Here is a 25,812-nt window from a genome sequence, read left to right as displayed (position 1 = left end):
GTCCGCAGCGGGCGGCTGAAATAGCGAGCCGAACTGCTTGCACGTATCCGATTGCGACAACTGCTTCATGCGGCCTAACGCCTGAATTAAGCCGAGCCGCGCAGCGGCTTCGGCTTGAATGAATTGTTAGGCCCCGTTGCCGGCTTGGTGCCTAAACGTTGACAAGGGCTGTTCACCCTCTCCGCCCTTTGCGTAGCGCGACAACCAAAGGTGGCAGAAGGATCACCGCTTGGAGCACCACAAAAACCCAGAAGCAAAACTCGGCAGCGCCCGAGATACCTTTAGCCCTCAAAAAAGCGAACACCAGTCCCAGGAAGACGATAACTCCTGCCTCCAAGATGAGGATGCGCTTGTAGGGAGTCATCGGATCTTTCATGCGGGGCCTAACGCCTGAATTAAGCCGACCCGCGAAGCGGGTTCGGCTTGAATGAATTGTTAGACGGCATTTGCACGCTACTCTCCCGTCTTCTTGCTTTTAACTGCTTTAGTCTCCAGGACCAAAGCCGCCACATCTTGCGTTGTCATTGGCTCCAGTTCCTTGAACGCCGCCTCCGTGTACTTTTTGTCTCCCGTGCCCTCGCCATAGAGGCGCAAGTTGCCGTCTTGCTGGAAGAACATGAAGTAGAACGGCATCGCGGGATTGCCCGCGGCAGAGTGGATGACAACTGTGTAACCATCGGAGCAGCTATATACCACCCACTCCGTTCCGCCGTAGGTCTTCTGGAGTGGGCCGACCTCACAGGCCATCGGCGGGGCCTCTTTGTCTTGCTTTGGAGTGGCCCAGCAAGGCGTTGCGGCTATTGCCGCTAAGAGCATCACATAGGTAGTGAGAATTCTCATGCCGTCTAACGCCTGAATTAAGCCGACCCGCGAAGCGGGTTCGGCTTGAATGAATTGTTAGGCCGCTTAGCCGAATTGCTTGGCATACGCAGCCACCTGTCGCGGGAACAGCTGCTCATAGAGAGGATAGCCAATACCAACGGCATGTACTTCAATCTCTCCGAGGTCTACTGAGTAATCGAGGATAGCGACGCCGTGTACTGCAGGGAGTAGCTCACCGTTTGGTTGAACAATCGACAGCGCCAGATGAGTCTGCGGCAGATCGCGACTGGCAATGCACTGTGATTGGATGGGCGAATAAGCCGGGAGTGGCAGGAACTTGCCAGAAGCAACGCCCATGGGCGGGTCACCCGTCTCAAGCGCGGTGTGCCCGATTAGAGTTTTGCCGGCAAACACCTTGTACTCGCTCATAGCGGCCTAACGCCTGAATTAAGCCGACCCGCGAAGCGGGTTCGGCTTGAATGAATTGTTAGGCGGCGATCGGGATGATCGCAAGCCCTCCCAAAGACCCACGCCATGCCTTAAGGCCTTGGCAAATCACCTGGATGCTCGGTCAAGCCAAGCTCCTAGCCACAAGCCGCACCCGACGACCGCAAGTAGCACTGAAACGAGTATGGCTGCGGTAGCCGGCAAGTTGAAAATGGTAGTCACTGAGCAATCGTATCCACAATCAGACCAAGTGGAGCACCCACGAATAGCGAGCGCGGCGGCGCCCAGCAGTAAGAGAGTGGCGATGTACTTGGTCATTGCCGCCTAACAACTATTCGACCCCCGAAACGGGGCGTTGCGCGAAGTATGCGGCAGCTGGGGCGGCCCGCCAATCAGAAAAATCCCACCCGGATTCAATCTGTTAGCCGATAGGCCGGGTGTAGGCGTTGGGCCATCCTTCCTGCGTTATCAGGCGGGAAGAGGGGCGTATGAAATACGCAGGCACCAGGGAGGGTGTAACAGGGGCGGGCACCGGGTCGCCCAGGCTGCTGGATCGGGTGCGCGAGGCGATTCGGGTGCGGCACTACAGCCGCCGGACGGAACAGGCCTATGTGGCATGGATTCGGCGTTTCATCTTGGCGAACGCGCGCATGCATCCGCTCGATCTGGGCGCGCGCGAAGTCGAAGCCTTCCTCACCCGACTGGCCACCGATCGCAACGTGGCTGCCGGGACCCAGAACCAGGCGCTGGCGGCGATCCTGTTCCTGTACCGCGAGGTGTTGGGCGTCGAATTGCCGTGGATGGAGGATGTGGTGCGGGCGAAGCGGCCGCGCCGGATCCCGTCGGTGCTCACGCGCGAGGAGGTCGGCCGCCTGCTTGCGGTGCTCGACGGGCAGCCCTGGTTGATGGCGGCGCTGCTGTACGGCACCGGCATGCGCCTGATGGAATGCGTGCGCCTGCGGGTCAAGGACGTGGACTTCGCGCGCAACGAGATCGTGGTGCGGGATGGCAAGGGCGGCAAGGACCGGCGCGTGCCGCTGCCGCAGCGGTTGCGCGACGCGCTTGCCTCGGCGGTGGAGCGGGTGCGGGTGCTGCACGCGCACGACCTGGCCCAGGGCGCGGGCGAGGTGTGGCTGCCGCACGCGTTGGCGAAGAAGTACCCGAACGCCGGTCGCGAGCTGGGCTGGCAGTACGTGTTTCCGGCGCCGCGCCTGTCGCAGGATCCGCGCAGCGGACGCGTGCGTCGTCATCATGTCGATGAAAGCGTGCTGCAGCGGGCGGTCAGGGTCGCGCGCGAAACGGCGCGGATCGAAAAGCCCACCACCTGCCATACGCTGCGTCATTCGTTCGCGACCCATCTGCTCGACGCTGGCGCCGACATCCGCACGGTCCAGGAGCTGCTCGGGCACAGCGATGTGGCCACCACCCAGATATACACGCACGTGCTGCAGCGTGGCGCCGGCGGCGTGCTCAGTCCGCTGGACCGCTGAGCGATGCGCACGCCCTTGGGAATCGCCGCGGCAGCGTCGCTGGTGGCGGGCACGCTGGGCTGTCTGCTGTTGCCCGCTTTGCCTTGGTGGCCATGTCTCGCGCTGGCGTTCGCCTGCGGGTTGGGTAGTTGGCTGCGCGGCGGGCATCTGAGTCTGGTCGGGCCTGCGCTGCTGGGCTTCGGTCTCGCGGGCCTGCACGCTGCGGGCGCGCTGGACGGACAGCTTCCGGCGGCGCTGGAAGGCGGTGAAGTGGAACTCAGCGGGCGGGTGCTCGAACTGCCCCAGGTCGAAACCCGACGCACGCGCTTCCTGTTCCTGGTCGAAAACACGGCGCCAAACATGGCATCGGCGGCCGCACTGCGCGGCAAGCGCCTGCGGCTGGCGTGGTACGACGAGTACGGCAGCACGACGCCCGGGCCGCGCATGCGGTTGCATGCGGGCGAACGCTGGCGCCTGCGGGTGAAACTGCGCGCGCCGCGTGGGCTGCGCAATCCCGGCGGTTTCGATAGCGAGCGCCATGCCCTGGCGCAGCGCATCGCCGCGATGGGCTACGTGCGCGATCCGGAACAGGCGCGCAGGCTGGCGCCCGGTCATGGTATCGACGCATGGCGCGATCGCATGTCGCGACGCATCGCGACCGCCGTGCCGAAGCCGTCTTCCCGCTTCGTGCGGGCGCTTGCGCTCGGCGACACCGGCGGCCTCGAGGATGCCGACTGGAACGTGCTGCGCGCGAACGGCCTGACCCATCTGATCGCGATCTCCGGCTTCCACGTGGGACTTGCGGCCGGCTTCTTCGCCCTGTTCGCACGGGGCCTGTGGTGGCTGTGGCCCGCGCTTGGACGGCGCTGGCCGCGCACCCAGGCGGCGGGTCTGGCCGCTGCTTGCGGAGGGTTGGTGTATGCCGCGGTGGCGGGTTTCGCGCTCCCCACGGTGCGGACGCAGCTGATGATCGTGATCGTGGTGGCTGCGCGTCTGTGGCGCCGGCAACAGCCGGCTGCGGATGCACTTGCGCTGGCGGCGATCGCGGTGCTGCTGGTGGACCCGTTGGCGCCGCTAGGGGCTGGCTTCTGGCTGAGCTTCGCGGGCGTGGCCTGGCTGCTGTGGTGTCTGCCGCAGGGACGGCAGCATCCGTTGCGCGAGTTCCTCGGGGCGCAGGGTGTGGCTTCGCTGGGCCTGTTGCCTTTGACCGTGGTGCTGTTCGGTCAGGCTTCACTGGCCGGTCCGTTCGCCAACCTGGTGGCGGTGCCGTGGTGGAGCCTGGTGGTGGTGCCGCTGGCCTTGCTCGGCACCGCCGCCGAGTCGCTGCACGCCGGCGCGGGACAGGTGCTGTGGTCGCTGTCGGCCACCGCGTTCGACGCGTCGTGGCCGCTGTTCGAGCGGCTTGCGAGCTCGCCGTTCGCGCTGTGGTGGCTGCCGGAGGCGCGCTGGTTCGCGTTGCCGCTCGCGCTGGCCGGCGCGTTCTGGCTGCTGCTGCCGCGCGGCGTTCCCGGCAAACCGTTGGCGTTGCTGCTGTGGCTGCCGCTGCTGTGGCCCTCACGGGGGTTGCCGGAGCCGGGGGGAGTCGAGGTCACCATGCTCGACGTAGGGCAGGGACTGTCGGTGCTGGTGCGCACGCATCGCCATGCGCTGCTCTACGACATGGGTCCGAAGGTGGAGGAGGGCTTCGATGCGGGCGAACGCGTGGTCGTGCCGGCGCTGCGCGCGCTGGGCGTGCGCCGGCTGGACGTGGCGATGGCCAGCCACGGCGACAACGATCATGCCGGCGGACTGGCGGCGGTCGCGGCGGCGTTCCCGTCGGCGCGCCTGTTCGGCGCCCCGGGCGACCCGTTGCCGGAGACCCGCGACTGCATCGCCGGCCGGGAATGGCGCTGGGATGGCGTGCGTATCCGGGTGCTGCATCCGGGGCTGCATTTTCCTTATCTGAAGAACGATTCCAGTTGCGTGCTGCGGGTGGAAACCGCGCACGGCGCTGCTCTGTTGACCGGCGACATCGGCGAGGTGGTCGAACGCAAGCTGCTGCGCGAGCGGCCGGGCGCGATCCGGGCCAGGATCGTGACGGTCGCGCACCACGGCAGCCGCAGCTCTTCCGATCCGGGGTTCGTCGAAGCGATCGGCGCTGCGGTCGCGCTGGTCTCGGCCGGGCACGGCAACCGGTTCCGGCATCCGGCCGGCGATGTGGTCGAGCGCTGGCAAGCCGCGGGTGCGCAGGTGCCGGTCAGCGCGGAGACCGGCGCGGTCCGGATCTGGCTGGGGCGTGGCGGTCTGGGGGTGGATCTGAGACGCACATCGCATCCACGGTTGTGGGATGCGGTGCGCCGCGCTGTGCACGTGGGCGAAGCATCCGTCGAGGAATGAAGGCGGCAGCGCGCTGGAATGCGGCTCAAGGCCCGCGCGGCTATCCTATCGACGGATCGGCTGCGTTCGCGGCCGCAAAGCGGGAGTGTTGCGCGTGCTGGAGCTGGTGAAGGCCGGGGGATGGCCGATGATCCCGTTGCTGCTGCTGTCGGCGGTGGCGCTGGCGATCATCGTGGAGCGTTTCTGGTCGCTGCGGCGCAAGGCGGTGCTGCCGCCGGGGTTGGGCGCCGAGGTGCGCGCCTGGGCGTCGCGCGGGCGCCTGAATCCCGAGCACATCGAGTCCCTGCGCCAGACCTCGCCGCTGGGCGCGCTGCTGGCGGCGGCGCTGGACGTGCGCAACCGTCCGCGCGACCAGATCCGCGAGCGGATCGAGGACGTGGGCCGGCACCTGGTGCACCGGATGGAACGTTTCCTCAACGGGCTCGGCACGATCGCCGCCGCCGGGCCGCTGCTGGGCCTGTTCGGCACCGTGGTCGGCATGATCCAGATGTTCCTGGGCATCCTCGACCACGGCATCGGCGATGCCAACGAACTGGCCGGCGGCATCGGCAAGGCGCTGGTGTGCACTGCCGCAGGCATGATCGTGGCGATTCCGGCACTCATGTTCCATCGCTACTTCCGCGGCCGCATCGCCGGCTACATCGTGGACATGGAGCACGAGGCGATCCAGCTGCTCGACACCCTGGACGCGCCTGAAGATCCGCATGAAGCGGGCGGACTGCGCCCGGCCTCGGCCCGCGTGGCCCCGGGCGCGCATGGCATCACGCCGCCGATCGCTGCGAGCTGACGGGACTAGGGTCACTGACGTATGCGCATCCGCGATTTCCGCGCCGACGACGAACCCGAGATCAACCTGATCCCGCTGATCGACGTGGTGCTGTGCCTGATCATTTTCTTCGTGATCACGACGACCTTCGACGCACGCTCGGTGCTGAAGCTGGAACTGCCGCGCGCCGAAGGCGAGCCGAACGAAGCGCAGGCCAAGCCCTTGAGCTTGCTGATCAATGCCGACGGCCGCTATTTCGTGGGCGATCGTGAAGTGCTGCAGACCGACGTGGATTCGCTCAAGCGCAGCATCGCCGAAGTGGCGGGCGACGATCGCGACCGCACCGTGCTGATCCGGGCCGATGCGCGCACGCCCTGGCAGGCGGTGATCACCGCCTACGATGCGCTCGGCCAGCTCGGCTTCCGCCGGATCGCCAATGCCACCGCGCCCGAGGCTGCGGCCGCCAGCGCAAACGCACCGCCCCGGAGCCCGCGTTGAGCAAGCCCGCCAGCGACCGCGCCTGGCCGGTCTATCGCCGACTGCTGGGCTTCGCCCGCGGTTACCGCGGCCTGCTCTGGTTCGCGCTGCTGGGCATGGCGCTCGAGGCAGCTGCCGGCGGTGCGTTCACCAAGCTGATGCAGCCGCTGATCGACGACACCTTCGTCGCCGGCAGCAAGGGGCCGGCCTACTGGATGCCGCTGGCGATCGTGGGCCTGTTCGTGGTGCGCGGCATCGCCGGCTACGTGGCCGACTACAACATGGCCCGGGCCGGGCGCGGCATCGCCCGCGACATGCGCGTGCAGGTCTTCGGCAAGTATCTGCGCCTGCCTGGGCTGCGCTTCGATTCCGAACCGGTGACCTCGATGCTGGTGCGCCTGGGCACCGACAGCGACCACGTCGCGCAGGCGGCGATCGACGCGGCCAAGGTGATGCTGCAGCAGTCCTTCCAGGTGATCGCGGCGCTGGTGGTGATGCTCTGGACCAGCTGGCAGGTGACCCTGGTGGTGCTGCTGCTGGCACCGCCGCTGGCCTGGGTGATGGGCAAGGTGGGCAAGCGCTACCGGCGCTTCAGCCATCGCATCCAGGAAAGCTCCGCGCGGCTGATGCAGACCGCCAACCAGTCGCTCGGCGGGCAGCAGGAAGTCAAGGTGTACGGCGCGCAGGAGGTGGAGTTCGACCGCTATGCCGCCATCGCCGACAACCACCGCAAGCTCGCGCTGAAGGTCGAATCCACCCGCAGCATTTCCTCGGCCCTGGTCCAGCTGATGGGCGCGGTGGGCCTGGCGGTGCTGGTGCTGGCCGCAGGGCACGAGGCCAGCGCCGGCAGGCTGTCGGCGGGCGGTTTCGTCACCCTGATGACCGCGATGATCGCGATCATCCCGTCGATCAAGCAGCTGACCAACGTGCAGAACATGCTGCAGCGGGGTGTGGCCTCGGCCGAGCGCCTGTTCGGGATCCTGGATTCGGAAGAGGAAGCCGACCACGGCACGCGCACGCTCGATCGCGCGCAGGGGCTGATCGAATTCCGCAATGTCGACGCGCGCTACCAGGGCGAAGGCGCACCGGCGTTGCAGGACGTCAGCTTCACCGCGCGCCCCGGCACCGTCACCGCCATCGTCGGCCGCTCGGGCAGCGGCAAGTCGACCCTGGTGAAGCTGATCCCCCGGTTCTACGAGGTCGCCGGCGGGCAGATCCTGCTCGACGGCTTTCCCCTGCAGGATTACCGCCTGGCCGACCTGCGCCGGCAGATCGCACTGGTCGGACAACAGGTCATGCTGTTCGACGGCAGCGTGGCGACCAATGTGGCCTATGGCGAAATGCGCAGCGCGGACGAGTCTGTGCTCGCGGATGCGGTGCGCGCGGCGAATGCGATGGAATTCGTCGAACGCATGCCCGAGGGCCTGCAGTCCGACATCGGCATCAGCGGTGCGCGACTGTCGGGTGGCCAGCGCCAGCGCCTGGCCATCGCGCGGGCCATGCTCAAGGACGCGCCGATCCTGATCCTGGACGAGGCCACCGCCGCGCTCGACAACGAATCCGAACGCCTGGTCCAGGACGCGCTGGACCGGCTGATGCCCGATCGCACCACCCTGGTCATCGCGCACCGGCTGTCGACGATCGAGCACGCCGACCAGGTGCTGGTGCTCGATCACGGACGCCTGGTGGAGCAGGGCACGCCGCAGGAGCTGCTCGCACGCGGTGGGCTGTATGCGCACCTGCACCGCAGCCAGTTCCGCGACCAGCCGCCCGCAGCGCAAGCCGACGACGGCGCGCCGGCATGAGCCCGCAGCGTAAGGCCCGCACGCCCGGCTACTGGTTCGACGCCGGCATCGGCGTACCGCTGGGCGCGCGCGTCCTGTCGCAGGCGTACGCGCGCGCCGTCGCGCTGCGACGCGACCTGTTCGCGCGCGGCTGGCGCAGGCGCATCCGCATCGCCAAGCCGGTGCTGGTGGTCGGCAACCTGATCGCCGGCGGCAGCGGCAAGACGCCGCTCACCATCGCCATCGTCGAGCGCCTGCGCGACGAGGGGTTCACGCCCGGAGTCGCCACCCGTGGCTACGGACGCCGCGACGAGACGCGACCGCTCTGGGTCGACGCGCGCACCGATCCTGCCGAGGGCGGCGACGAGCCCGTCCTCGTGGCCCGGCGCACCGGGATGAAAGTGCGTGCGGATCGCGATAGGGTGGCTGCGGGCAGGGCGCTGATCGATGCGGGCTGCGACGTGGTGGTCTGCGATGACGGCCTGCAGCATTACCGCCTGGCGCGCGATCTCGAGATTGAAGTGATCGATGGACGCCGGCGCTATGGCAACGGCCTGATGCTGCCGGCCGGACCCTTGCGCGAGCCGCCAACGCGCGGTGCGGAATGCGATTTCAGGGTCGTCAACTTGGCCACGTCGCCGGCGGATGCCGACATTCCGGACGACGCCGGTTTCGGCGAATGGCCGATGCGCCTGCACGCCGAACGCGCGATGCCGCTGGTCGGCGTGCGCGCCCGCCCGCTCTCGGCGTTCGCCGGCCAGCGCGTGCATGCCGTGGCCGGCATCGGCGACCCCGAACGCTTCTTCGCCATGCTGCGCGCGCTGGGTATCGGCGTGGTGCCGCATGCGTTCGCCGACCATCACGCCTACGTCGCCGGGGACCTGCAGTTCGGCAGCGACCTGCCGGTGCTGATGACCGAGAAGGACGCGGTCAAGTGCACCGGCTTCGCCAGCGATCGCCACTATGCCGTTCCGGTGGAGGCGCAGCTTCCGGAGGCGTTCTGGGTGGCGTTGCTCGATCGCGTGCGACACGCGCGCCCCGCCGCGCCATGAACGCGTCGGAATTCGTCGTCGCCATCCCCGCGCGCTACGCCGCCACGCGCCTGCCGGGCAAACCGCTGCGGCTGCTCGGCGGCGAGCCGCTCGTGCTGCACGTGGCGCGCCGCGCGCTGGCCGCCGGCGCGCGCGAGGTCTGGGTCGCGGCCGATGACGAGCGGATCGTCCGGGCGCTGGAAGGCTCGGGCGTGCGCATCGTGATGACCTCGCCGGCGCACGCGTCGGGCAGCGATCGCCTGGCCGAATGCGCGGATCTCGCGAGTTGGAACGACGATGCCATCGTGGTCAACCTGCAGGGCGACGAGCCTTTCGCCCCGGCCAGCGGCATCCGCCGCGTGGCCGAGCTGGTCGCCTCGAGCGGCGCGCCGATGGCCACGCTGGCCGCGCCGATCCTCGATCCGGAAACGATGTTCGATCCCAATGCGGTCAAGCTGGTGCGCAACGCAGCCGGCGACGCGCTGTATTTCAGCCGCGCGCCGGTGCCGTGGCATCGCGATGCCTGGTCGTACGATCGCGCAGCGGTGGAACTGGGCGAATGCCTGCGCCATATCGGCATCTACGGCTACCGCGCCGGCGCGCTGCGCGCATTCACGCGCCTTCCGCCGGGACGACTCGAGCGGCTCGAGTCGCTGGAACAGCTGCGCGCGCTGGAAGCGGGCTGGCGGATCGCGGTCGACCTGACCCCGGAACCCTTTCCACCCGGCGTGGACACACCCGAAGACCTGGCGCGCGCCGAGGCACGGCTGGCCGGGACGCATGGCTGAGACGCTGCGCCTGCTGGTGGTCTGCCTGGGCAACATCTGCCGCTCGCCGATGGCCGAGGGCGCGCTGCGTGCGCGTCTGCGCGAAGCCGGTTTGGACGAGGTGGTGGAAGTCGATTCGGTGGGCACCGGCGAGTGGCACGTGGGTCAGCCGCCCGATCGCCGCGCCATCGCCTGCGCGGCGCGCAACAACGTCGACATCGCCGGCCTGCGCGGCCGGCAGCTGGCGCGCCGCGATTTCGACGCGTTCGACTACATCCTGTGCGCCGATCGCAGCACCTTGCGCGAGACGGCCGCGCTCGCACCCGATGGCGCGCGCGAACGCTGCATGCTGCTGTCGGCCTACGCAGGGCAGGGTGAAGTGGAGATCCCCGACCCGTATACCGGCGGGACGCCCGAGTTCGACTATGCCTGGGAACTGGCCGACGGCATGGCGCGGGCTATTGTCCGCCGCCTGATGCCGTAGGTCGGGGCTACGCTTCCGAAGCGTATCCGCGAGTTGCCGCAGGTCGGGGTTATGTCCCCGACGCTTCAGCAATGTATCCACAACGTTTGCGCCGACGCATTTCCGATCCTGCGGGATAATGGCCGCGTATGAGCGTCGCCAAGCCCGCCACTACCCCCGTCTTCGATGGCAAGGCCTTCGTCCGCGGCCTGAGCACCGCGCCGGGCGTCTACCGCATGCTCGCGGCCGATGGCGGCGTGCTGTACGTGGGCAAGGCCGGTGCGCTGAAGAAGCGCGTCGCCAGCTATTTCAACAGCGCCCCCAAGGGGCCGCGCACCCAGGCGATGCTGGCCCAAACCGCATCCATGGAGGTCACGGTCACCCGCACCGAAGGCGAGGCGCTGCTGCTGGAAAACCAGCTGATCAAGGCGCACCGCCCGCGCTACAACGTGATGCTGCGCGACGACAAGAGCTATCCCTATGTGCTGCTGACCGACGAGCAGTGGCCGCGGATCGCCTTCCATCGCGGTGGGCGCAGCATGCCGGGGCGTTACTTCGGCCCGTATCCAGGCGCGGGCGCCGTGCGCGAGACGCTGGGCATGATGCACAAGCTGTTCAAGCTGCGCAGCTGCGAGGACAGCGTGTTCCGCAATCGCTCGCGTCCCTGCCTGCAGTACCAGATCGGACGTTGCAGCGCGCCGTGCGTGGGGCTGGTGGAGGCGGGTGAATATGCCGATGCGGTGCGACGGGCCGCGTTGTTCCTCGAAGGGCGCAGCGACGAGCTGAACGCCGAACTCGGGCAGGAAATGGAAGCGGCCGCTGGGCGGCTGGATTTCGAACAGGCCGCGCGCCTGCGCGACATGGTCGCGACCCTGCGCAAGATCCAGGCGCGCCAGTACGTGGACGGCAAGGCCGCCGAGCTCGACGTCCTGGCTGTCGCCATGCAGGGCAGCGCTGCCTGTGTGCTGCTGCTGGCCTTCCGCGACGGGCGCAACCTGGGCACGCGCAGCTTCTTCCCCAGGACCAATGGCGAGGAGAGCGCCCAGGAAGTGCTGTCGGCCTTCGTGTCGCAGTACTACGCCGAGCTGCCGGCGCCGCGCGAGATCGTGCTGGATCGCGAGATCGCCGATCTCGAGCTGCTCGAGCAGGCGCTGTCGGACGCGGCGGGGCGCAAGGTCTCGATCAAGACCAGCGTGCGCGGCGACCGCGCCGGCTATCTGGATCTTGCGCGGCGCAACGCCGAGCTGTCGCTGGCCAGCGAAATCAGCAGCCATGCCGCGCAGGCGGCGCGCGCGGAGGACCTGCGCGCATTGCTGGGGCTGGAAGCGCCGGCGCAGCGGATCGAATGTTTCGACATCAGCCACACCATGGGCGAGGCGACGGTCGCCTCGTGCGTGGTCTTCGATGCCAACGGCCCGGTGCGCAGCCAGTACCGGCGCTTCAACATTGCCGGGATCGAGCCGGGCGACGACTACGCCGCCATGCACCAGGCGCTGGACCGCCGCTTCCGGCGCGCGGTGGAGGAAGACGGCGTGCTGCCCGATGTGCTGCTGATCGACGGCGGGGCGGGGCAGGTGGCGCAGGCCAATGCGGTGCTGGCCGACCTCGGCGTGAACGATGTGACGGTGGTGGGCGTGGCCAAGGGCGAGGAGCGCCGAGCCGGCCACGAAACGCTGCTGCTGCCGGGCGTGAATGGGCAGCCAGGGCGCGAACTGCGGCCCGGCGCGCAGTCGCCGGGCCTGCAGCTGATCCAGCAGGTCCGCGACGAGGCGCACCGTTTCGCCATCACCGGCCATCGCGGCCGGCGGCAGAAGGCGCGCAGCAGCAGCCGGCTGGAGGACATCCCCGGCATCGGCCCGCGCCGGCGCGCCAGCCTGCTCAAGCATTTCGGCGGCCTGGTTGGCCTCAAGGCCGCCGGCATCGAGGAAATCGCCCGTGTCGAAGGCGTCAATGCCGCCCTCGCGCAGCGGATTTACGCGACACTGCACGGGTTGCCCGGCACCCAGCCCGACCTCGGAACGCAATGAAGCTGACGGTACCCACCATGCTCACGCTGGCCCGGATCGTGATGATTCCGGTGCTGGTGCTGGTGTTCTACCTGCCGTTCAAGTGGACCAACTTCGCCAGTGCGGCGGTGTTCATCCTGGCCGCACTCACCGACTGGCTGGACGGCTGGATCGCCCGGCGCTATCACCAGTATTCGGCGTTCGGCGCCTTTCTGGATCCCGTCGCCGACAAACTGATGGTCGCCAGCGCCCTGTTCCTGATCGTGCAGGGGCATCCGACTGCCTGGATGGCGTTCTGGGCCTCGGTCATCGTCGGCCGCGAGATCGCGGTGTCGGCGCTGCGCGAATGGATGGCCGAGCTCGGGCAGCGCGCGCGGGTGCAGGTGGCGGCCATCGGCAAGATCAAGACCATCGTGCAGATGGTGGCGATCAGCTGCCTGCTGTACGCCATCGTGCCGGCCAAGCCACCGCAACCCGAGCCCTGGATGGGCGGGGTGGTATTCCAGATCGGCGACTGGCTGCTGGCGGCGGCCGCGCTGCTGACGTTGTGGTCGGGTTACGAATACCTGCGCGCCGCGTGGCCGGTGCTCAGGGCTGGGGAAGGCCATGCGGTCGACCTGCACAAGGTTGACAGTTCGCAGGCAGACGCTAAAATCTCGCCTCTTTCGCGGGAATAGCTCAGTTGGTAGAGCACGACCTTGCCAAGGTCGGGGTCGCGAGTTCGAGTCTCGTTTCCCGCTCCAAGATGTTCCTCCCTGAACGCATTGCGGCCGAGTCAGGCCGGTGTTTCAGGGAACCAGACCCCGGGCGATCCGGGGTTTTTAATGCCCGTCGCCGGCCCATCCGGCGACGCGATGTGAAAGAATGAAGCAGTCACCGGCCGGGTGGCAGAGTGGTTATGCAGCGGACTGCAAATCCGCGTACGCCGGTTCAATTCCGACCTCGGCCTCCAGTTTTGCGCGATTACCTCGCGCACCTGCTCAACCCGGCTCCGGCCGGGTTTTTTTTGCATATGGGCTAGCGGGTTTCCAGGGCCGCCGCGGCGGCGCGAAGACAATAGCGGCGGAAATTGGTTCGCGGCGCGGGCTGGCGGGTTTCCAGGGCCGCTGCGGCGGCGCGAAGGCAGTCACGGCGGAGGTTGATTGCGGCGCGGCCGGGGTTCGTGTTTGTGGCCACTTGATCTGCGGTCGACTGCCTGGGCGGGCTGGCCCTCTCCGTGATGGCGGATTCGTGGCCGGTTTCTTCCCCGGCCCGCGTCAGGCACCCTATGTCCCGCACCGCCCGGATGGCGAAACTGGTATACGCAAGGGACTTAAAATCCCTCGGCCGCAAGGCCATGTCGGTTCGATCCCGACTCCGGGCACCAATCCAAGGAACAGCATGCTCAAGCTAGAAGATGCCCGCGTCGCCGTGATCGGCCTGGGCTACGTGGGGCTGCCGCTGGCGGTCGAATTCGGCAAGCGCTACGAGACGCTTGGTTTCGACATCGATGAGGCGAGGGTGGGCCGCCTGCAGCAGGGCAACGACAGCAACGGCGAGTGCGAACCGGCCGAGATCGCCGCGGCCATCCGCCTGCAGTTGAGCGCCGACCCACAGGCGCTGCGCGATCGCAATGTCTACATCGTCACCGTGCCCACGCCGGTCGACGAGCACAAGCGGCCCGACCTGTCGCCGCTGGTGAAGGCCAGCGGCACCATCGGCGCGGTGCTCAAGCCGGGCGACGTGGTGGTGTACGAGTCGACCGTGTACCCCGGTGCCACCGAGGAGATCTGCGTTCCGGAACTCGAGCGCGTCTCGGGCCTGCGCTTCAACCAGGATTTCTTCGTGGGCTACAGCCCCGAGCGCATCAATCCCGGCGACAAGCTGCGCCGGCTGCCGGACATCCCCAAGGTCACCTCCGGCTCGACGCCGGAAGCGGCGGATTTCATCGACGCGCTGTATTCGAGCATCATCCGCGCCGGCACCCACAAGGCATCCAGCCTGAAGGTGGCTGAGGCGGCGAAGGTCATCGAGAACACCCAGCGCGATGTCAACATCGCCCTGATCAATCAGTTGGCCCTGATTTTCCAGCGCCTGGGCATCGACACCCACGATGTGCTGGAGGCGGCCGAGACCAAGTGGAACTTCCTGCCGTTCCGACCCGGCCTGGTGGGCGGGCATTGCATCGGCGTGGATCCTTACTACCTGATCCAGAAATCGCAGTCCCTGGGCTACTACCCGGACATCCTGATGGCCTCGCGCCGGATCAACGATTCGATGGGCCGCCACGTGGCCGCGTCGGTGATCAAGCGGATGATCCAGAAACGCATCTCGCTGTCCGATGCGCGGATCCTGATCCTGGGCCTCACCTTCAAGGAGAACTGCCCCGACCTGCGCAACACGCGCGTGGTGGAACTTGCGCGCGAGTTCGAACAGTACGGTGCGAAGGTCGACATCCACGACCCGTGGGCCGATCCGGAACAGACCCGGCACGAATACGGGATCGAACTGCTGGGCACGCTGCCGCACCAGGCCGATTACGACGCCGTCCTGCTGGCGGTGGCGCACGACCAGTACCGCGCGCTCGGGATCGAGGGCGTGCGCCGACTGGGCCAGCCCGACGTCGTGGTTTACGACATCAAGAGCATCTTCCCCAAAGACACCGTCGACGGACGGCTATGAAATGAAGGCACGGCTGCGGCATCTGCCCCGTTTCCCGCTGGACTCGGGGACGCTGCGCTATGCCGTGTACGTGCTGAGCGTGACCGCCCTGCTGGTATCGCTGGGCATGCTGTGGTGGCGCGGCCGCGATGGGTGGGCGGTGGTAGCCGTGATCTCCGCGGCGCTGGCGCTGGTGGGGAGCTGGGATCTGCTGCAGCGCCGGAGCACGCTGCGCCGCAACTATCCGATCCTCGCTCACTTTCGTTACGGCCTGGAATCGATCGGGCCGGAAATCCGCCAGTACTTCATCCAGGCCGACATCGAGAAGGCGCCGTTCTCGCGAGAGCAGCGCGCGCTGGTCTACCAGCGCAGCAAGTCGGTGCAGGACACGGTGCCGTTCGGCAGCGAGCTCAATCCCTATGGCGTGGACTACGAATGGATCAACCATTCGATGGCGCCGGTGCCGGGCGATCGCCACGACTTCCGCATCCTGGTGGGCGAGGGCTGCGCGCAACCGTACTCGGTCAGCGTGTTCAACATCTCCGCGATGAGCTTCGGTTCGCTTTCGGCCAGCGCGATCCGTGCACTCAATGCCGGCGCCAGGCGTGGCCGCTTCTACCACGACACTGGCGAGGGCTCGCTCTCCCCGTATCACCGGGAGCATGGGGGCGACATCGTCTGGGAAATCGGTTCGGGCTACTTCGGCTGTCGCAACGCCGACGGCAGTTTCAGCGCGGAGCGCTTCGCTGCGGTGGCGCGCGACCCGCAGGTGAAGATGGTGGAGCTGAAGCTGTCCCAGGGCGCCAAGCCGGGTCATGGCGGAGTGCTGCCGGCGGCGAAGGTCACGCGTGAGATCGCGGAAACCCGCGGCGTGCCGATCGGGGTGGACTGCGTATCGCCGGCGCGGCATAGCGTGTTCGACACGCCGGTGGGATTGCTCGAGTTCATCGCGCGCATGCGCGAACTGTCCGGCGGCAAACCCGCGGGTTTCAAGCTGGCCATCGGCCACCCCTGGGAATGGTTCGGGATCGCCAAGGCGATGCGCGAGACCGGGCTGCTGCCGGACTTCATCGTGGTCGACGGCGCCGAGGGCGGTACCGGGGCGGCTCCGGCGGAATTCATCGACCATGTCGGCGTGCCGATGCACGAGGGCCTGCTGCTCGTGCATAACACCCTGGTCGGCCTGGGCCTGCGCGACCGGATCAAGCTCGGCGCGGCCGGGCAGATTGTCAGCGCGTTCGACATCGCCCGGACCATCGCCCTGGGCGCGGACTGGTGCAACTCGGCGCGTGGCTTCATGTTCTCGCTGGGCTGCATCCAGTCGCAGGCCTGCCACACCGACAAGTGCCCGACCGGCGTGGCCACGCAGAACCCCGGACGCTGGCGCAAGCTCGATGTGCCCGACAAGGCGACGCGTGTGTTCCAGTTCCACGAGAACACGCTCAAGGCACTGCGTGACCTGCTGTGCGCAGCGGGGCTGGAGCATCCGCAGCAGCTGGGGCCCGAGCACATCCTGCGGCGCGTGTCGCCGGTCGAGATCCGCTCGCTCGCGGCGCTCTATACGTATCTGCAGCCCGGTGAACTGCTGGACCGGGTTCCCAGGCATGCCGTGTTCCAGGAGTTCTGGGCCGATGCGCGCAGCGACAGCTTCGCCGCACCGGAGAAGGTGGGCGCCCTGCGTCTGGCCAAATCCTTGTAGGAGCGCCGCTTCGGCGCGACAGCGCAGGTGCGGCATCGGTACCGGTCGCGCCTGAGAGGCGTTCCTACAGGAGCCATCGAGGATACGGAATGCCGTCGTGCGCCGCGCGGACGCGGTTGTTGCGCGCACGTTCTGCGTGCCCAACGAAAGCCTGGCGGCATTGCTCACGTCATTCCCCGACCGTCGATCGGCAGGAGGAGGGGCGGCGGTTTCGTGGCAACCCATGCACGCCGATCGTGGTATGGATACTGCCTCCCCCGAGTAGCCGTGATGTCGCCATGGTCTGGAGGCTCGCCCCAGCTACCCTCATCCTGCTGCTTGCGGCCTGCAGCGCAGGCGTCCAGGAGCGCAACAGCGATCGGCAGTCGGCCGCGCGCGATCAACCGCCGCCGGCAACCTTCCTCGTTTCAGGCTCCATGGGCCGAGACGGCGCGGACGGTGCTGATTCGGCCCAAGTGCCGTCCGCAGCGGCCACGGCGGTCCAGACGATGCGCACCGGCGGACCCCAACAGGCGTTTCGTGTTCCCGATCCGCCCTTCGTCGCGCGCGAAGTGGGCCGATTCACCGAACCGTGGGCGATGACATTCCTACCCGACGGACGCTTGCTGGTGACGGAGAAGACCGGGCATCTGCGGCTGTTCGACGTCGCGGCCCGGGCGACCGGCGAGATCCGGGGCGTTCCTGCAGTTGCCTATGGTGGTCAGGGTGGGCTGGGGGACGTGGTGCTCCATCCGCAGTTCGCCAGCAACCACCTGATCTATCTCAGCTACGTCGAGGCCGGGGCGAACGACACCCGTGGCGCCGTCGTGGTGCGTGCGCGCCTGGATCTGGATTCCAGCGGCAATGGCGGCAGCCTTGCGGGGCTGCAAGTGGTGTGGCGGCAGGCACCCAAGGTGACCGGCTACGGCCATTACAGCCATCGCATCGCATTCGGGCGCGATGGCAAGTTGTGGATCACCTCCGGCGACCGCCAGAAGTTCGATCCGGCGCAGGACCTGCAGCAGAACCTGGGCAAAGTGCTGCGGCTCAACGCCGACGGCTCGGTTCCGTCGGACAATCCATTCGCTGCCCAAGGGGGCATCGCCGCGCAGGTCTGGAGTCTGGGCCACCGCAATCTGCTGGGAATTGCATTCGATGCGGGCGGAACGCTATGGACCCACGAAATGGGACCGGCCGGCGGCGACGAGCTCAACCGGATCGAACGCGGCAGCAACTACGGGTGGCCGATCGTTTCCAATGGCGATCACTACGACGGCACCCCGATTCCCGATCACTCGACGCGTCCGGAGTTCAACGCGCCCGAAGCATGGTGGACGCCGGTGATCGCGCCCTCGGGCTTCATCATTTACAGCGGCAATCTCTTTCCCTATTTCCGCGGCGAAGGGTTCATCGGTGGCCTGGCCTCGCAGGCGCTGGTGCGCGTTCGATTCGCAAGCGGCGGTGCGCAGGAGATCAGGCGCCACGCGATGGGCGCGCGCATCCGCGAAGTCGAGCAGGGGCCGGACGGCGCCATCTGGCTGCTCGAGGACGGCGCGAATGCTCGCCTGCTCAAGCTCACGCCGCGCTGATCCCATCGGGCGACTGCAAACGACACGTCAACTGATCGATGGCACCCTGGCTGGGCGCTAGGCCTTGACCATCGCCAGCCGATGCAGACCTGCGGCAGCGAGGTCCTCCGAATGGCGCTGGACCTGGATGCCGAACACTTCCAGCGCCCGCGCATAAGCGACCTGCAGGCGATCGTTGCCGATCAGGTGAACGCGGGAGGGATGCGGGTCCTGTCCGCGGAGTTCGTGGCCGATCAGCAGCCCCGACAGATAGGACGGCGACTGCGTGCGCGACAGGCGGCCGAGCAGCGCCATCGTGCGCACGCCGAAAAGATGATGCAGCAGCCCGCCGGCATCGCCGCTGCGGCGCAGGCCTTCATCGAAGGCCGGCACATGCAGCGGTGGTTCGTCCGCCGCCATCAGCCGGGCCAGCACGCTATGGTTCCGGAACAGCGCGTACGCCTCGCCGGTCATCGTGGTCTGTACCGATACGATGTTGTTGCCGCGGATGTCGACCCATTTACTGTGGGTGCCGGGAAGACACACGGTGTGGTCGCCGTCGCCAAGGCGGTCGAGCAGCCCGATGATCTGCGTTTCCTCGCCGCGCATCACGTCGGCGACTTCGGACGAGGTTTGGTCGATCATCCCGGGCACGATCAACAGCTCGCGCTCGGCCAGGGCGGGCGTACCGCCCTCCAGGGCCACGATCGCCGCTGCGATCTCGCGTTCGCCGGCCGGGCATTCCACGTACGGCACTTCCATCCATCCGCCGCGCCCGCCGATCATGCCGCACATCATCACGCGCGTATCGTCCCAGCCATCGAGCTGGCGGGCGAGGACCTCGGCGAAGCGGCCGTCGCAGGACAGTACGCCCAGGTCGGCGCGACGCTGCTCGAGGATGGTGCCGTCCGCGCCGAGGCGGTAGGCGCGCAGGTTGCTGCTGCCCCAGTCGACGGCGATCACGAAGCGATCCCCCTCGGTTGGCGCGAGCAACGCGCGCGGCGGACGCGATAGGCCGGTGCCACTCGCCACTCCGTCGCTGCGCGCATGCTCATCCCGTCACCACTCCGCGATGCTGCCGTCGGCATGGCGCCACACCGGGTTGCGCCAGTGCGGCGGGTCTGCGGCTGCGGCGCGTAGCCGCTGCTCGTCGATCTCCACGCCCAGGCCCGGGCCGGGCAGGACGCCAATGCTGCCGTCGATGCAGGCGAAGTCGTCCTTGTTGAGCACGTAGTCGAGCAGGTCGGCGCCGTTGTGGTTGTAGTGGATGCCGATGCTTTGTTCCTGCAGCACCGCGTTCCACGCGACGAAGTCGACCTGCAGGCAGGCTGCCAGCGCTACCGGGCCCAGCGGGCAGTGCGGGGCGAGGGCGACATCGTGGGCCTCGGCCATGGCCGCGATCCTGACGCATTCGGTGATCCCGCCGGCGTGCGACAGGTCCGGTTGCACGATCGCCAGCCCGCCGCGCTCGAACACGCGTTTGAAGTCGAAGCGCGAATACATGCGCTCGCCGGCGGCCAGCGGGATCGAGGTCGCTGCCGCGAGCTGCGGATAGTATTCGCACTGCTCGGGCAGCACCGGCTCCTCGACGAACAGCGGCCGCAGCGGTTCGAGTTCGCGCAGCAGCACCTTGGCCATCGGCATGCCGACCCGGCCATGGAAATCGATGCCGAAGTCGATCGAGTGGCCGAACGCGGCGCGGATCTCGGCCACTTTTTCCACCGCCGCATCGACCGCACGCGTGCTGTCGAGCGGGCGAAATTCCTCGGTGCCGTTGAACTTGAAGGTGTCGTAACCGAGTTCCTTCAGCGTTTTCACCTGCTCGATGATGTCCGCGGGCCGGTCGCCACCGACCCAGCGGTAGGTCTTCATGCGATCGCGCACGCGCCCGCCGAGCAACTCGTGCACCGGCACGCCCAGGGCCTTGCCCTTGATGTCCCACAGCGCCTGATCGATGCCGGCGATGGCGCTCATCAGCACCGGACCACCGCGGTAGAAGCCGCCGCGATACAGGGTCTGCCACAGGTCGTTGATGCGAGAGGGATCCTTGCCGATCAGGTATTCGCACAGTTCCTGCACGGCAGCCTCGACGGTCGCGGCACGGCCCTCGATGATCGGCTCGCCCCAGCCGACCACGCCGTCGTCGGTCTCGATCCTGATGAACAGCCAGCGTGGCGCTGCGTGAAAGGTTTCTGCGCGGGCGATCTTCATCGTGTCACTTCCATGTCGGCCTGGTCGAAGGTGTCGCCGCGCGCCTGGTGCGGCGCAGCCGGGACCGCCGGGCTGGCCGCGTCCAGGAGATGTAAATACGGCTGCGCGGACGCATGGTCATGCAGGCAGCCGCGGCGATCGGTATTGCCTTCCTGCCTGGCCATGCCGGTGTCTCCTGCCCCTGGATCTACGGTTGCCTGTCTGCCGCCGCCTGTCAGCGGGCCGGGCGCGAACGCATATCGATTCCGGCGATGTCGCCGCAATGGACCCGCCTGTCGGAGCCAGGCATAGCGATCGGGGCATAACGATGCGCGGTAAAGCTATATTCAACCAATGAAATTTTCGTCATATGATATTCCCCGTGAGAATACTGAGGACGGGGCATGAGTCAGACCGGTACGAACTGGGCCAATGCCACGCGGTTGAAAACGCGGCAGTTGTCGCTGTTGCTGGAGCTGGCCGAACACGGTTCGGTGCTACGCGCGGCCCAGGCGGCCAGCATGACCCAGCCGGCGGCGTCCAAGCTGCTCGCCGAAATGGAGAGCATGCTCGGGGTCAAGTTGTTCGAGCGCCATGCGCGGGGAGTGGAGCCGACCTGGTACGGCCAGGTGCTGGTGCGGCATGCGCGCACCGCCTTGACCGAGCTCAGCCGGGCGCACGACGAGATCGCCGCGCTGCGCAACGGGCGCATGGGCCAGGCAGCCATCGGCACCGTGGTCAACCCGGGTACCAACCTGGTACCGCAGGCGATCGCGGCGGTAAAGCGCGAGTACCCGGACCTGCTGATCCGGGTGGAAATGGACTACAGCCGCCCGCTGGTCGCGCGCCTGGTCGATGGGCAGTTGGACATGGTGGTCGGCCGCATCCTTGGGCCCGACGGGCTGGGAGATCTGGATTTCGAACCGCTTGCCGACGAGCCGCACTCGCTGATCGCACGCGCAGGCCACCCGTTGACCCGCCGCCGTCGCCTGGACCATGCCGATCTGCTCGAGTTTGGCTGGATCCTGCCGCCTGCGGCCAGCCTGCTGCGTTCGCGCATGGACGCGATGTTCCTCGAACACGGCCTGCCATGGCCGCAGAACATCGTCGAGACCTCTGCGTTGCCGGTCATCACCAACCTGTTGCGCACCAGCGATCTGCTGACCGCGCTGCCGGTGGATTCGATCGCGCCGTACACCCAGGCGAACATGCTGACCGTGCTGCCGATCGAACTGGGCGTGAGCATCGAATCGTTCGGTATCGTCCGCCGCCGCGACCATCTACTTTCCCCGGGGGGGCAACGGGTACTGGAAGCGCTGCGCGTCACCGCGCGCCGGTTGTACGCCGAGCTGCCACCGCCGCAGGGCACACGGCGTAGTCCGGCCAAGGGGCTGGGCTATCTCGGAGAGGACTGAGGGTCTTGCGTCGACGCGGCGCGCTCAATCTATTCCATAAGAAGATATCTAGGTTGGAATATTTCATTGGTATGGCATGAGAGTGACGCATATCCTCCGGCTCGAAAGTCGTGCGGAACATCGCAATTCCGGACGATCCGGCACCGGGAATCCGCCCTGAGAGCGGGTATCGGCAAGCCGGCGTGAAGCGGCAATCGGAGCCAATGGGAGGCTCCGGCCACAACCAGACATCGTTGCGGGTCCTGGGAGGGAACAATCATGTCGACGCGCCAGAGCCGCCGCCGCTCCGTCGGAAAGCTGCGCGACGCCAGCATTTCCGACCCGTTACAGCGCCTCACCAGTGTGCAGGTCGGGCGCAACGTCCATGAAGTCGACGTCCTCGCGATCCGCGTCCCGACCCAGGTTCGTAGCGAGTTGAACGGCTCGCGATCGTCCGAGTTCAATGCCGTGAGCGATTTTGTTAGCGGTAACACCGCCGGCTTGGACCACGCCCCCGACATTGATGGCGCCTGCAGCGCGCCAGACGGCTCCCTGCCGATCTACTTCAACACCAGCCTCCCCACGCGCCACTAACCCATCTTCGACACAACGCCAGTTCCTCTGGAGGGAGCAGCCATGTCAATCCGTCAAAGCCACCCGGCGAGTCGCCGCGCGAACAAGGGTTTCAGCCGCCAGGCGAGGCGTTCGGCCATGGCGCTCGCCATTGCCGCCTTCCTCAGCGCCAATGCGCACGCGCAGGAGGCGGCCCAGGCTGCTGCCGACGCCGAGCAGGACAGCGAGGCGGTGAAGGAACTCGACGCGGTCGTCGTCACGGGCATCCGTGGTTCGATCTATCGGGCGCAGGACATCAAGCGCGACGCCGATACCTTCGTCGATTCGGTCACCGCGGAGGACATCGGCGCGCTGCCCGACCGCAGCGTCACCGAAACGCTCTCGCGCATCCCCGGCGTGACCATCGACCGTTTCCTGTCGGTGGGCGACCCGGAACATTTCTCGGCCGAGGGCGCCGGCGTGCAGGTGCGCGGCCTGACCCAGGTCCGTTCCGAGCTCAATGGCCGCGACAGTTTCTCCGCCAATGGCGGCCGCGCCATCGGCTTCCAGGACGTGCCCTCCGAACTGATGGCCGGCGTCGACGTGTACAAGAACCAGAAGGCCGAGATGATCGAGGGCGGCCTGGGCGGAACCGTGGACCTGCGCACCTTCAAGCCCCTCGACTTCGAAGGCCAGAAGATCGCGTTCTCCGTGAGCGAGAACTACGGCGATTTCTCCGAGAAGTGGAGCCCTTCCGCCTCCGCCCTTTACAGCAACCGCTGGAACACCGAGGCCGGCGATTTCGGCATCCTGGTCGACGTCGCGCATTCGGAACTGGCCACCCGCACCGATGGCATGTTCGTGCGGCCGTTCTTCGAGACCGCCACCACCGATGTCGACGGCGACGGCGCCAACGACCGCCTCTGGCTGCCGCGTGGTGCCGACTGGCGCACGCTGGAATACGAACGCGAACGCCAGGGCGCCTACATCGCCCTGCAGTGGCGCCCCGCCGACGGTGTCGAGCTGTACGCGACCGGCTTCCAGAGCCGCTACGACGAACTGTGGTTCGAGGACGCCATCTTCGTCGGCAACGATCCCACCGCGGTCGCGATCGACACCAGTCAGCCCTTCGAACTGGACGGCAACGTGTTCCGCTCGGGACGTTTGGTCCAGCCCGGCAACATCCCCATGGGCACCGACATCCGCGCTTCCCACCGCAAATCCAAAACCACCGATTTCGCCTTCGGCCTGAAGTGGGCGCTCAGTGATAGCACCGAGCTCTCCACCGACATGCAGTACATCAAGGCCACCACCAAGGCCCTGGATTCCACCGTGGCCCTTGGCATCAACGTGCCCTATATCGACGTGGATCTCAGCGGCGGCCGGCCGTCCATCGGCATCGACGAGCAGTTCACGGGAAACCCCGCCAACTACTACTGGGGCTTCACCATGGACCACAGGGACGACAACGAGGCCGACCAGCTGGCCTGGCGTGCCGACCTCAAACACAGCTTCGACAACGGCTTCGTCAGGGCGCTCAAGTTCGGCGTGCGCCTGACCGATCGCAGCGCCACCAGCGTCGATACCGGCTACGACTGGCAGCCGGTGTTCCAGACCTGGATGCAGTGGTGGGCCCTGCCGGGCGACCAGCCGCTGCCGGGGCTGGACCTCAACGATGTGGTCAACGCCAGCCTGGTGAACCAGAACAACTTCAGCAACTTCTTCCGTGGCGATGCCAACACGCCCGGCACCTTCTTCGCGCCCGTGCTGGATACCGCGCTCGGCTTTCCGGACAGTTACCTGGACATCCACGGGGCCGCCACTCCGTATTACAACTGCTGCTATGGGCAGATCACGCCGCGGAACATGCAGGATCCGCAGTGGAGAAATGTGCAGCGCGAGACGACCGAGGCCGCCTACGCGATGCTGGATTTCGCCGTGGACAACATCCGTCTCGACGGCAATGTCGGCGTGCGCGCGGTGCGCACCAAGAATGCCGCCAGCGGGTTCCTCATCTATCCGAACTCGATCTACGCGCCTTATCTGGGCGCAGGTGAATCGGAGCCGATCACGGCCAGCAATTCCTATACCGACGTGCTGCCCAGCCTGAACGTCCGCTGGGAACCGGTCGACAACCTGATCGTGCGTTTTGCCGCCTCCAAGGCCATCGCCCGGCCGGCGTTCAGCGACATGCAGGCCTATCAGGTCCTGAGCGCAAATCCGAAGCCCGGGGTCGAGGTGGATCCGAACGCTCCCGTGCTGCTGCCGATCACCGATCTCGATCTCACCGGCGGTTCTACCGACAACCCCTACCTGGAGCCGATGAAGGCCAACCAGTACGACCTGTCGCTGGAGTGGTACTTCAATCCGGACAACGGCGGCATGGCCTGGGTCAACTTCTTCCGCAAGGACATCAAGGACTATTTCCGCAACCAGTCGCAGTTGGTGGCCTATCCTGGTGCCGACGGCAATGAATACGACTACCTGATCACGCAGACCATCAACACCGGCACGGCGCGCATTCAGGGCGCCGAAATCGGCTGGACCCAGTTCTTCGACTTCCTGCCGGCGCCTTTCGACGGCTTCGGTATCTCGGCGAACTACACCTACATCGACAGCTCGACCAAAATTCCGGCCGAAGTGGATGCGCAACCGGTCGATACCGACGGCTCGACCTTCGGCGAGATGCCGGCCGACGGCCTGTCCAAGAACTCCTACAACGTCGCCGCGTTCTACGAGAAGGGGCCCTGGCAGATCCGCCTGGCCTACAACTGGCGCAGCCAGTACCTGTTGTCGGTCGGAGCGAACGGCTACAACGGCACCAACAACAATCTCGATGGCGAATCCATCGCCTGGAAGCTGCCGGTATACAGCGACGAGTACGGACAGCTGGACGGTTCGATCTTCTACAGCATCAACGACAACGTCAAGATCGGCCTGGAGATGAACAACCTCAACAACGCCGAGCAGCGCACGATCATGGAGCAGAACGGAGGCGGGAAGCGGGTCACTTCCTGGTACGTGAACGACACCCGCTATGCGGCGACGCTGCGCGTGACGTTCTGAGCGTGATGCGGCCGGGGAGGGGAGGTGTTTTCTCCCTTCCCTTGGCCAGCCGGATATCTGGTGGGTGCATGGCGTCGGCGATGAAGCTCGGATCGGTATCTGCATGTCGCCAGCCTGATATCCGGCCTGGCGTGGCACGCGAGATGGCGAGAAGCGCCTGATTGCACGAGCGCCTCGGGATCGACTGTAGAAGCGGCGCGAGACGCGATCTTTCCTGAAACGACAAAATTGACATAAGACCACCAACTGGCAACTGACGTCTCGCTTCACGGGCGGGATTTTGTTGTTGGCAAGGACCCAGTGACTGCATGAAGCC

At 66.9% G+C, this 25,812-nt stretch carries 22 protein-coding genes and 3 tRNA genes; 19 read left to right on the top strand and 6 right to left on the bottom strand.

All coding sequences use genetic code 11. The annotated features are described in order from the left end of the window. Positions 1-172: 172 nt before the first annotated feature. From MC380_RS05255 to MC380_RS05245, 3 genes are all read right to left on the bottom strand, one after another. A complete protein-coding gene (locus tag MC380_RS05255) occupies positions 173-376 on the bottom strand; it encodes a hypothetical protein (protein ID WP_242163420.1) in 204 nt (67 codons plus the stop codon). Between the two features lie 77 nt (positions 377-453). Then, on the bottom strand, positions 454-840 hold the full coding sequence (locus MC380_RS05250) for a hypothetical protein (protein ID WP_242163419.1): 387 nt from the start codon (positions 838-840) through the stop codon (positions 454-456). Between the two features lie 66 nt (positions 841-906). Then, positions 907-1,251 carry a hypothetical protein gene (locus tag MC380_RS05245; RefSeq protein WP_242163417.1) on the bottom strand — a complete coding sequence of 115 codons (345 nt, stop codon included), beginning with the start codon at positions 1,249-1,251 and terminating at the stop codon, positions 907-909. 506 nt (positions 1,252-1,757) lie between these two features. On the opposite strand from MC380_RS05245, the gene MC380_RS05240 reads away from it, so the two are divergent. From MC380_RS05240 to MC380_RS05165, 16 genes are all read left to right on the top strand, one after another. Further along, entirely contained in the window at positions 1,758-2,759 is a 1,002-nt protein-coding gene (locus tag MC380_RS05240; RefSeq protein ID WP_242163416.1) for an integron integrase, read from the top strand. A gap of 3 nt (positions 2,760-2,762) precedes the next feature. Then, entirely contained in the window at positions 2,763-5,114 is a 2,352-nt protein-coding gene (locus MC380_RS05235) for a DNA internalization-related competence protein ComEC/Rec2 (protein ID WP_242163414.1), read from the top strand. 94 nt (positions 5,115-5,208) lie between these two features. Continuing rightward, positions 5,209-5,901, top strand: coding sequence for a MotA/TolQ/ExbB proton channel family protein (locus tag MC380_RS05230; protein ID WP_343223537.1), 693 nt, complete (start codon positions 5,209-5,211; stop codon positions 5,899-5,901). Positions 5,902-5,922: 21 nt separating this feature from the next. Further along, a complete protein-coding gene (locus MC380_RS05225) occupies positions 5,923-6,378 on the top strand; it encodes a biopolymer transporter ExbD (RefSeq protein WP_242103706.1) in 456 nt (151 codons plus the stop codon). Further along, positions 6,375-8,162, top strand: a complete 1,788-nt coding sequence (msbA, locus tag MC380_RS05220; RefSeq protein WP_242163412.1) for a lipid A export permease/ATP-binding protein MsbA — start codon at positions 6,375-6,377, stop codon at positions 8,160-8,162. Before MC380_RS05225 ends, msbA begins: the two co-directional genes overlap by 4 nt. After that, positions 8,159-9,193 carry a tetraacyldisaccharide 4'-kinase gene (gene lpxK, locus MC380_RS05215; RefSeq protein ID WP_242163410.1) on the top strand — a complete coding sequence of 345 codons (1,035 nt, stop codon included), beginning with the start codon at positions 8,159-8,161 and terminating at the stop codon, positions 9,191-9,193. Before msbA ends, lpxK begins: the two co-directional genes overlap by 4 nt. Beyond that, the gene (kdsB, locus tag MC380_RS05210; protein ID WP_242163408.1) at positions 9,190-9,960 is read left to right on the top strand and encodes a 3-deoxy-manno-octulosonate cytidylyltransferase; all 771 of its coding nucleotides are present in this window, start codon (positions 9,190-9,192) and stop codon (positions 9,958-9,960) included. The genes lpxK and kdsB overlap by 4 nt, the downstream gene beginning before the upstream one ends. A 4-nt stretch (positions 9,961-9,964) precedes the next feature. Further along, positions 9,965-10,423 carry a low molecular weight protein-tyrosine-phosphatase gene (locus tag MC380_RS05205; RefSeq protein ID WP_242163440.1) on the top strand — a complete coding sequence of 153 codons (459 nt, stop codon included), beginning with the start codon at positions 9,965-9,967 and terminating at the stop codon, positions 10,421-10,423. A gap of 128 nt (positions 10,424-10,551) precedes the next feature. After that, the gene (gene uvrC / locus MC380_RS05200; protein ID WP_242103710.1) at positions 10,552-12,429 is read left to right on the top strand and encodes an excinuclease ABC subunit UvrC; all 1,878 of its coding nucleotides are present in this window, start codon (positions 10,552-10,554) and stop codon (positions 12,427-12,429) included. Then, complete coding sequence (gene pgsA / locus MC380_RS05195; RefSeq protein ID WP_242103711.1) at positions 12,426-13,085, top strand: CDP-diacylglycerol--glycerol-3-phosphate 3-phosphatidyltransferase; 660 nt, start codon at positions 12,426-12,428, stop codon at positions 13,083-13,085. Before uvrC ends, pgsA begins: the two co-directional genes overlap by 4 nt. Continuing rightward, positions 13,076-13,151, top strand: a tRNA-Gly gene (locus MC380_RS05190). The genes pgsA and MC380_RS05190 overlap by 10 nt, the downstream gene beginning before the upstream one ends. Before the next feature lie 135 nt (positions 13,152-13,286). After that, a tRNA-Cys gene (locus tag MC380_RS05185) sits at positions 13,287-13,360 on the top strand. A 327-nt stretch (positions 13,361-13,687) separates the two neighbouring features. Next, positions 13,688-13,774, top strand: a tRNA-Leu gene (locus tag MC380_RS05180). Positions 13,775-13,788: 14 nt separating this feature from the next. After that, the gene (locus MC380_RS05175) at positions 13,789-15,069 is read left to right on the top strand and encodes a nucleotide sugar dehydrogenase (RefSeq protein WP_242163406.1); all 1,281 of its coding nucleotides are present in this window, start codon (positions 13,789-13,791) and stop codon (positions 15,067-15,069) included. Between the two features lie 106 nt (positions 15,070-15,175). Continuing rightward, complete coding sequence (locus MC380_RS05170) at positions 15,176-16,747, top strand: FMN-binding glutamate synthase family protein (protein ID WP_242103780.1); 1,572 nt, start codon at positions 15,176-15,178, stop codon at positions 16,745-16,747. 488 nt (positions 16,748-17,235) lie between these two features. After that, the gene (locus tag MC380_RS05165; protein WP_242163439.1) at positions 17,236-18,315 is read left to right on the top strand and encodes a PQQ-dependent sugar dehydrogenase; all 1,080 of its coding nucleotides are present in this window, start codon (positions 17,236-17,238) and stop codon (positions 18,313-18,315) included. Positions 18,316-18,372: 57 nt separating this feature from the next. On the opposite strand, the gene MC380_RS05160 is transcribed toward MC380_RS05165, so the two are convergent. The 3 genes from MC380_RS05160 to MC380_RS05150 form a co-directional block, all read right to left on the bottom strand. Then, positions 18,373-19,257 (bottom strand): 2-dehydro-3-deoxygalactonokinase, encoded by an 885-nt coding sequence (locus MC380_RS05160; protein ID WP_242163405.1) that lies wholly within the window; start codon positions 19,255-19,257, stop codon positions 18,373-18,375. 96 nt (positions 19,258-19,353) lie between these two features. Beyond that, on the bottom strand, positions 19,354-20,505 hold the full coding sequence (gene dgoD, locus MC380_RS05155; RefSeq protein WP_242163403.1) for a galactonate dehydratase: 1,152 nt from the start codon (positions 20,503-20,505) through the stop codon (positions 19,354-19,356). Further along, entirely contained in the window at positions 20,502-20,669 is a 168-nt protein-coding gene (locus tag MC380_RS05150) for a hypothetical protein (RefSeq protein ID WP_242103715.1), read from the bottom strand. The genes dgoD and MC380_RS05150 overlap by 4 nt, the downstream gene beginning before the upstream one ends. Before the next feature lie 219 nt (positions 20,670-20,888). Here MC380_RS05150 and MC380_RS05145 point away from each other — a divergent pair, with 219 nt between their 5' ends. From MC380_RS05145 to MC380_RS05135, 3 genes are all read left to right on the top strand, one after another. Then, entirely contained in the window at positions 20,889-21,899 is a 1,011-nt protein-coding gene (locus MC380_RS05145; protein WP_242103716.1) for a LysR substrate-binding domain-containing protein, read from the top strand. 258 nt (positions 21,900-22,157) lie between these two features. Beyond that, complete coding sequence (locus MC380_RS05140; protein ID WP_242163401.1) at positions 22,158-22,472, top strand: hypothetical protein; 315 nt, start codon at positions 22,158-22,160, stop codon at positions 22,470-22,472. 117 nt (positions 22,473-22,589) lie between these two features. Beyond that, a complete protein-coding gene (locus tag MC380_RS05135) occupies positions 22,590-25,496 on the top strand; it encodes a TonB-dependent receptor (RefSeq protein ID WP_242163399.1) in 2,907 nt (968 codons plus the stop codon). The last annotated feature ends 316 nt before the right edge of the window (positions 25,497-25,812 follow it).

Source organism: Lysobacter sp. M15, from assembly GCF_022662515.1.
Taxonomy (GTDB): Bacteria; Pseudomonadota; Gammaproteobacteria; order Xanthomonadales; family Xanthomonadaceae; genus JAKPBU01.
This window is presented reverse-complemented; position numbering and strand designations above follow the sequence as displayed.

Bases quoted from the DNA above. Each gene is read 5' to 3' on its own strand.
- MC380_RS05240 (WP_242163416.1), top strand. From the start codon at position 1,758: ATGAAATACGCAGGCACCAGGGAGGGTGTAACAGGGGCGGGCACCGGG.
- MC380_RS05245 (WP_242163417.1), bottom strand. From the start codon at position 1,251: ATGAGCGAGTACAAGGTGTTTGCCGGCAAAACTCTAATCGGGCACACC.
- MC380_RS05225 (WP_242103706.1), top strand. From the start codon at position 5,923: ATGCGCATCCGCGATTTCCGCGCCGACGACGAACCCGAGATCAACCTG.
- MC380_RS05175 (WP_242163406.1), top strand. From the start codon at position 13,789: ATGCTCAAGCTAGAAGATGCCCGCGTCGCCGTGATCGGCCTGGGCTAC.
- MC380_RS05145 (WP_242103716.1), top strand. From the start codon at position 20,889: ATGAGTCAGACCGGTACGAACTGGGCCAATGCCACGCGGTTGAAAACG.
- uvrC (WP_242103710.1), top strand. From the start codon at position 10,552: ATGAGCGTCGCCAAGCCCGCCACTACCCCCGTCTTCGATGGCAAGGCC.
- MC380_RS05250 (WP_242163419.1), bottom strand. From the start codon at position 840: ATGAGAATTCTCACTACCTATGTGATGCTCTTAGCGGCAATAGCCGCA.
- dgoD (WP_242163403.1), bottom strand. From the start codon at position 20,505: ATGAAGATCGCCCGCGCAGAAACCTTTCACGCAGCGCCACGCTGGCTG.
- MC380_RS05255 (WP_242163420.1), bottom strand. From the start codon at position 376: ATGAAAGATCCGATGACTCCCTACAAGCGCATCCTCATCTTGGAGGCA.
- MC380_RS05150 (WP_242103715.1), bottom strand. From the start codon at position 20,669: ATGGCCAGGCAGGAAGGCAATACCGATCGCCGCGGCTGCCTGCATGAC.
- MC380_RS05235 (WP_242163414.1), top strand. From the start codon at position 2,763: ATGCGCACGCCCTTGGGAATCGCCGCGGCAGCGTCGCTGGTGGCGGGC.
- MC380_RS05140 (WP_242163401.1), top strand. From the start codon at position 22,158: ATGTCGACGCGCCAGAGCCGCCGCCGCTCCGTCGGAAAGCTGCGCGAC.
- pgsA (WP_242103711.1), top strand. From the start codon at position 12,426: ATGAAGCTGACGGTACCCACCATGCTCACGCTGGCCCGGATCGTGATG.
- lpxK (WP_242163410.1), top strand. From the start codon at position 8,159: ATGAGCCCGCAGCGTAAGGCCCGCACGCCCGGCTACTGGTTCGACGCC.
- MC380_RS05170 (WP_242103780.1), top strand. From the start codon at position 15,176: ATGCTGTGGTGGCGCGGCCGCGATGGGTGGGCGGTGGTAGCCGTGATC.
- MC380_RS05135 (WP_242163399.1), top strand. From the start codon at position 22,590: ATGGCGCTCGCCATTGCCGCCTTCCTCAGCGCCAATGCGCACGCGCAG.
- MC380_RS05165 (WP_242163439.1), top strand. From the start codon at position 17,236: ATGCGCACCGGCGGACCCCAACAGGCGTTTCGTGTTCCCGATCCGCCC.
- kdsB (WP_242163408.1), top strand. From the start codon at position 9,190: ATGAACGCGTCGGAATTCGTCGTCGCCATCCCCGCGCGCTACGCCGCC.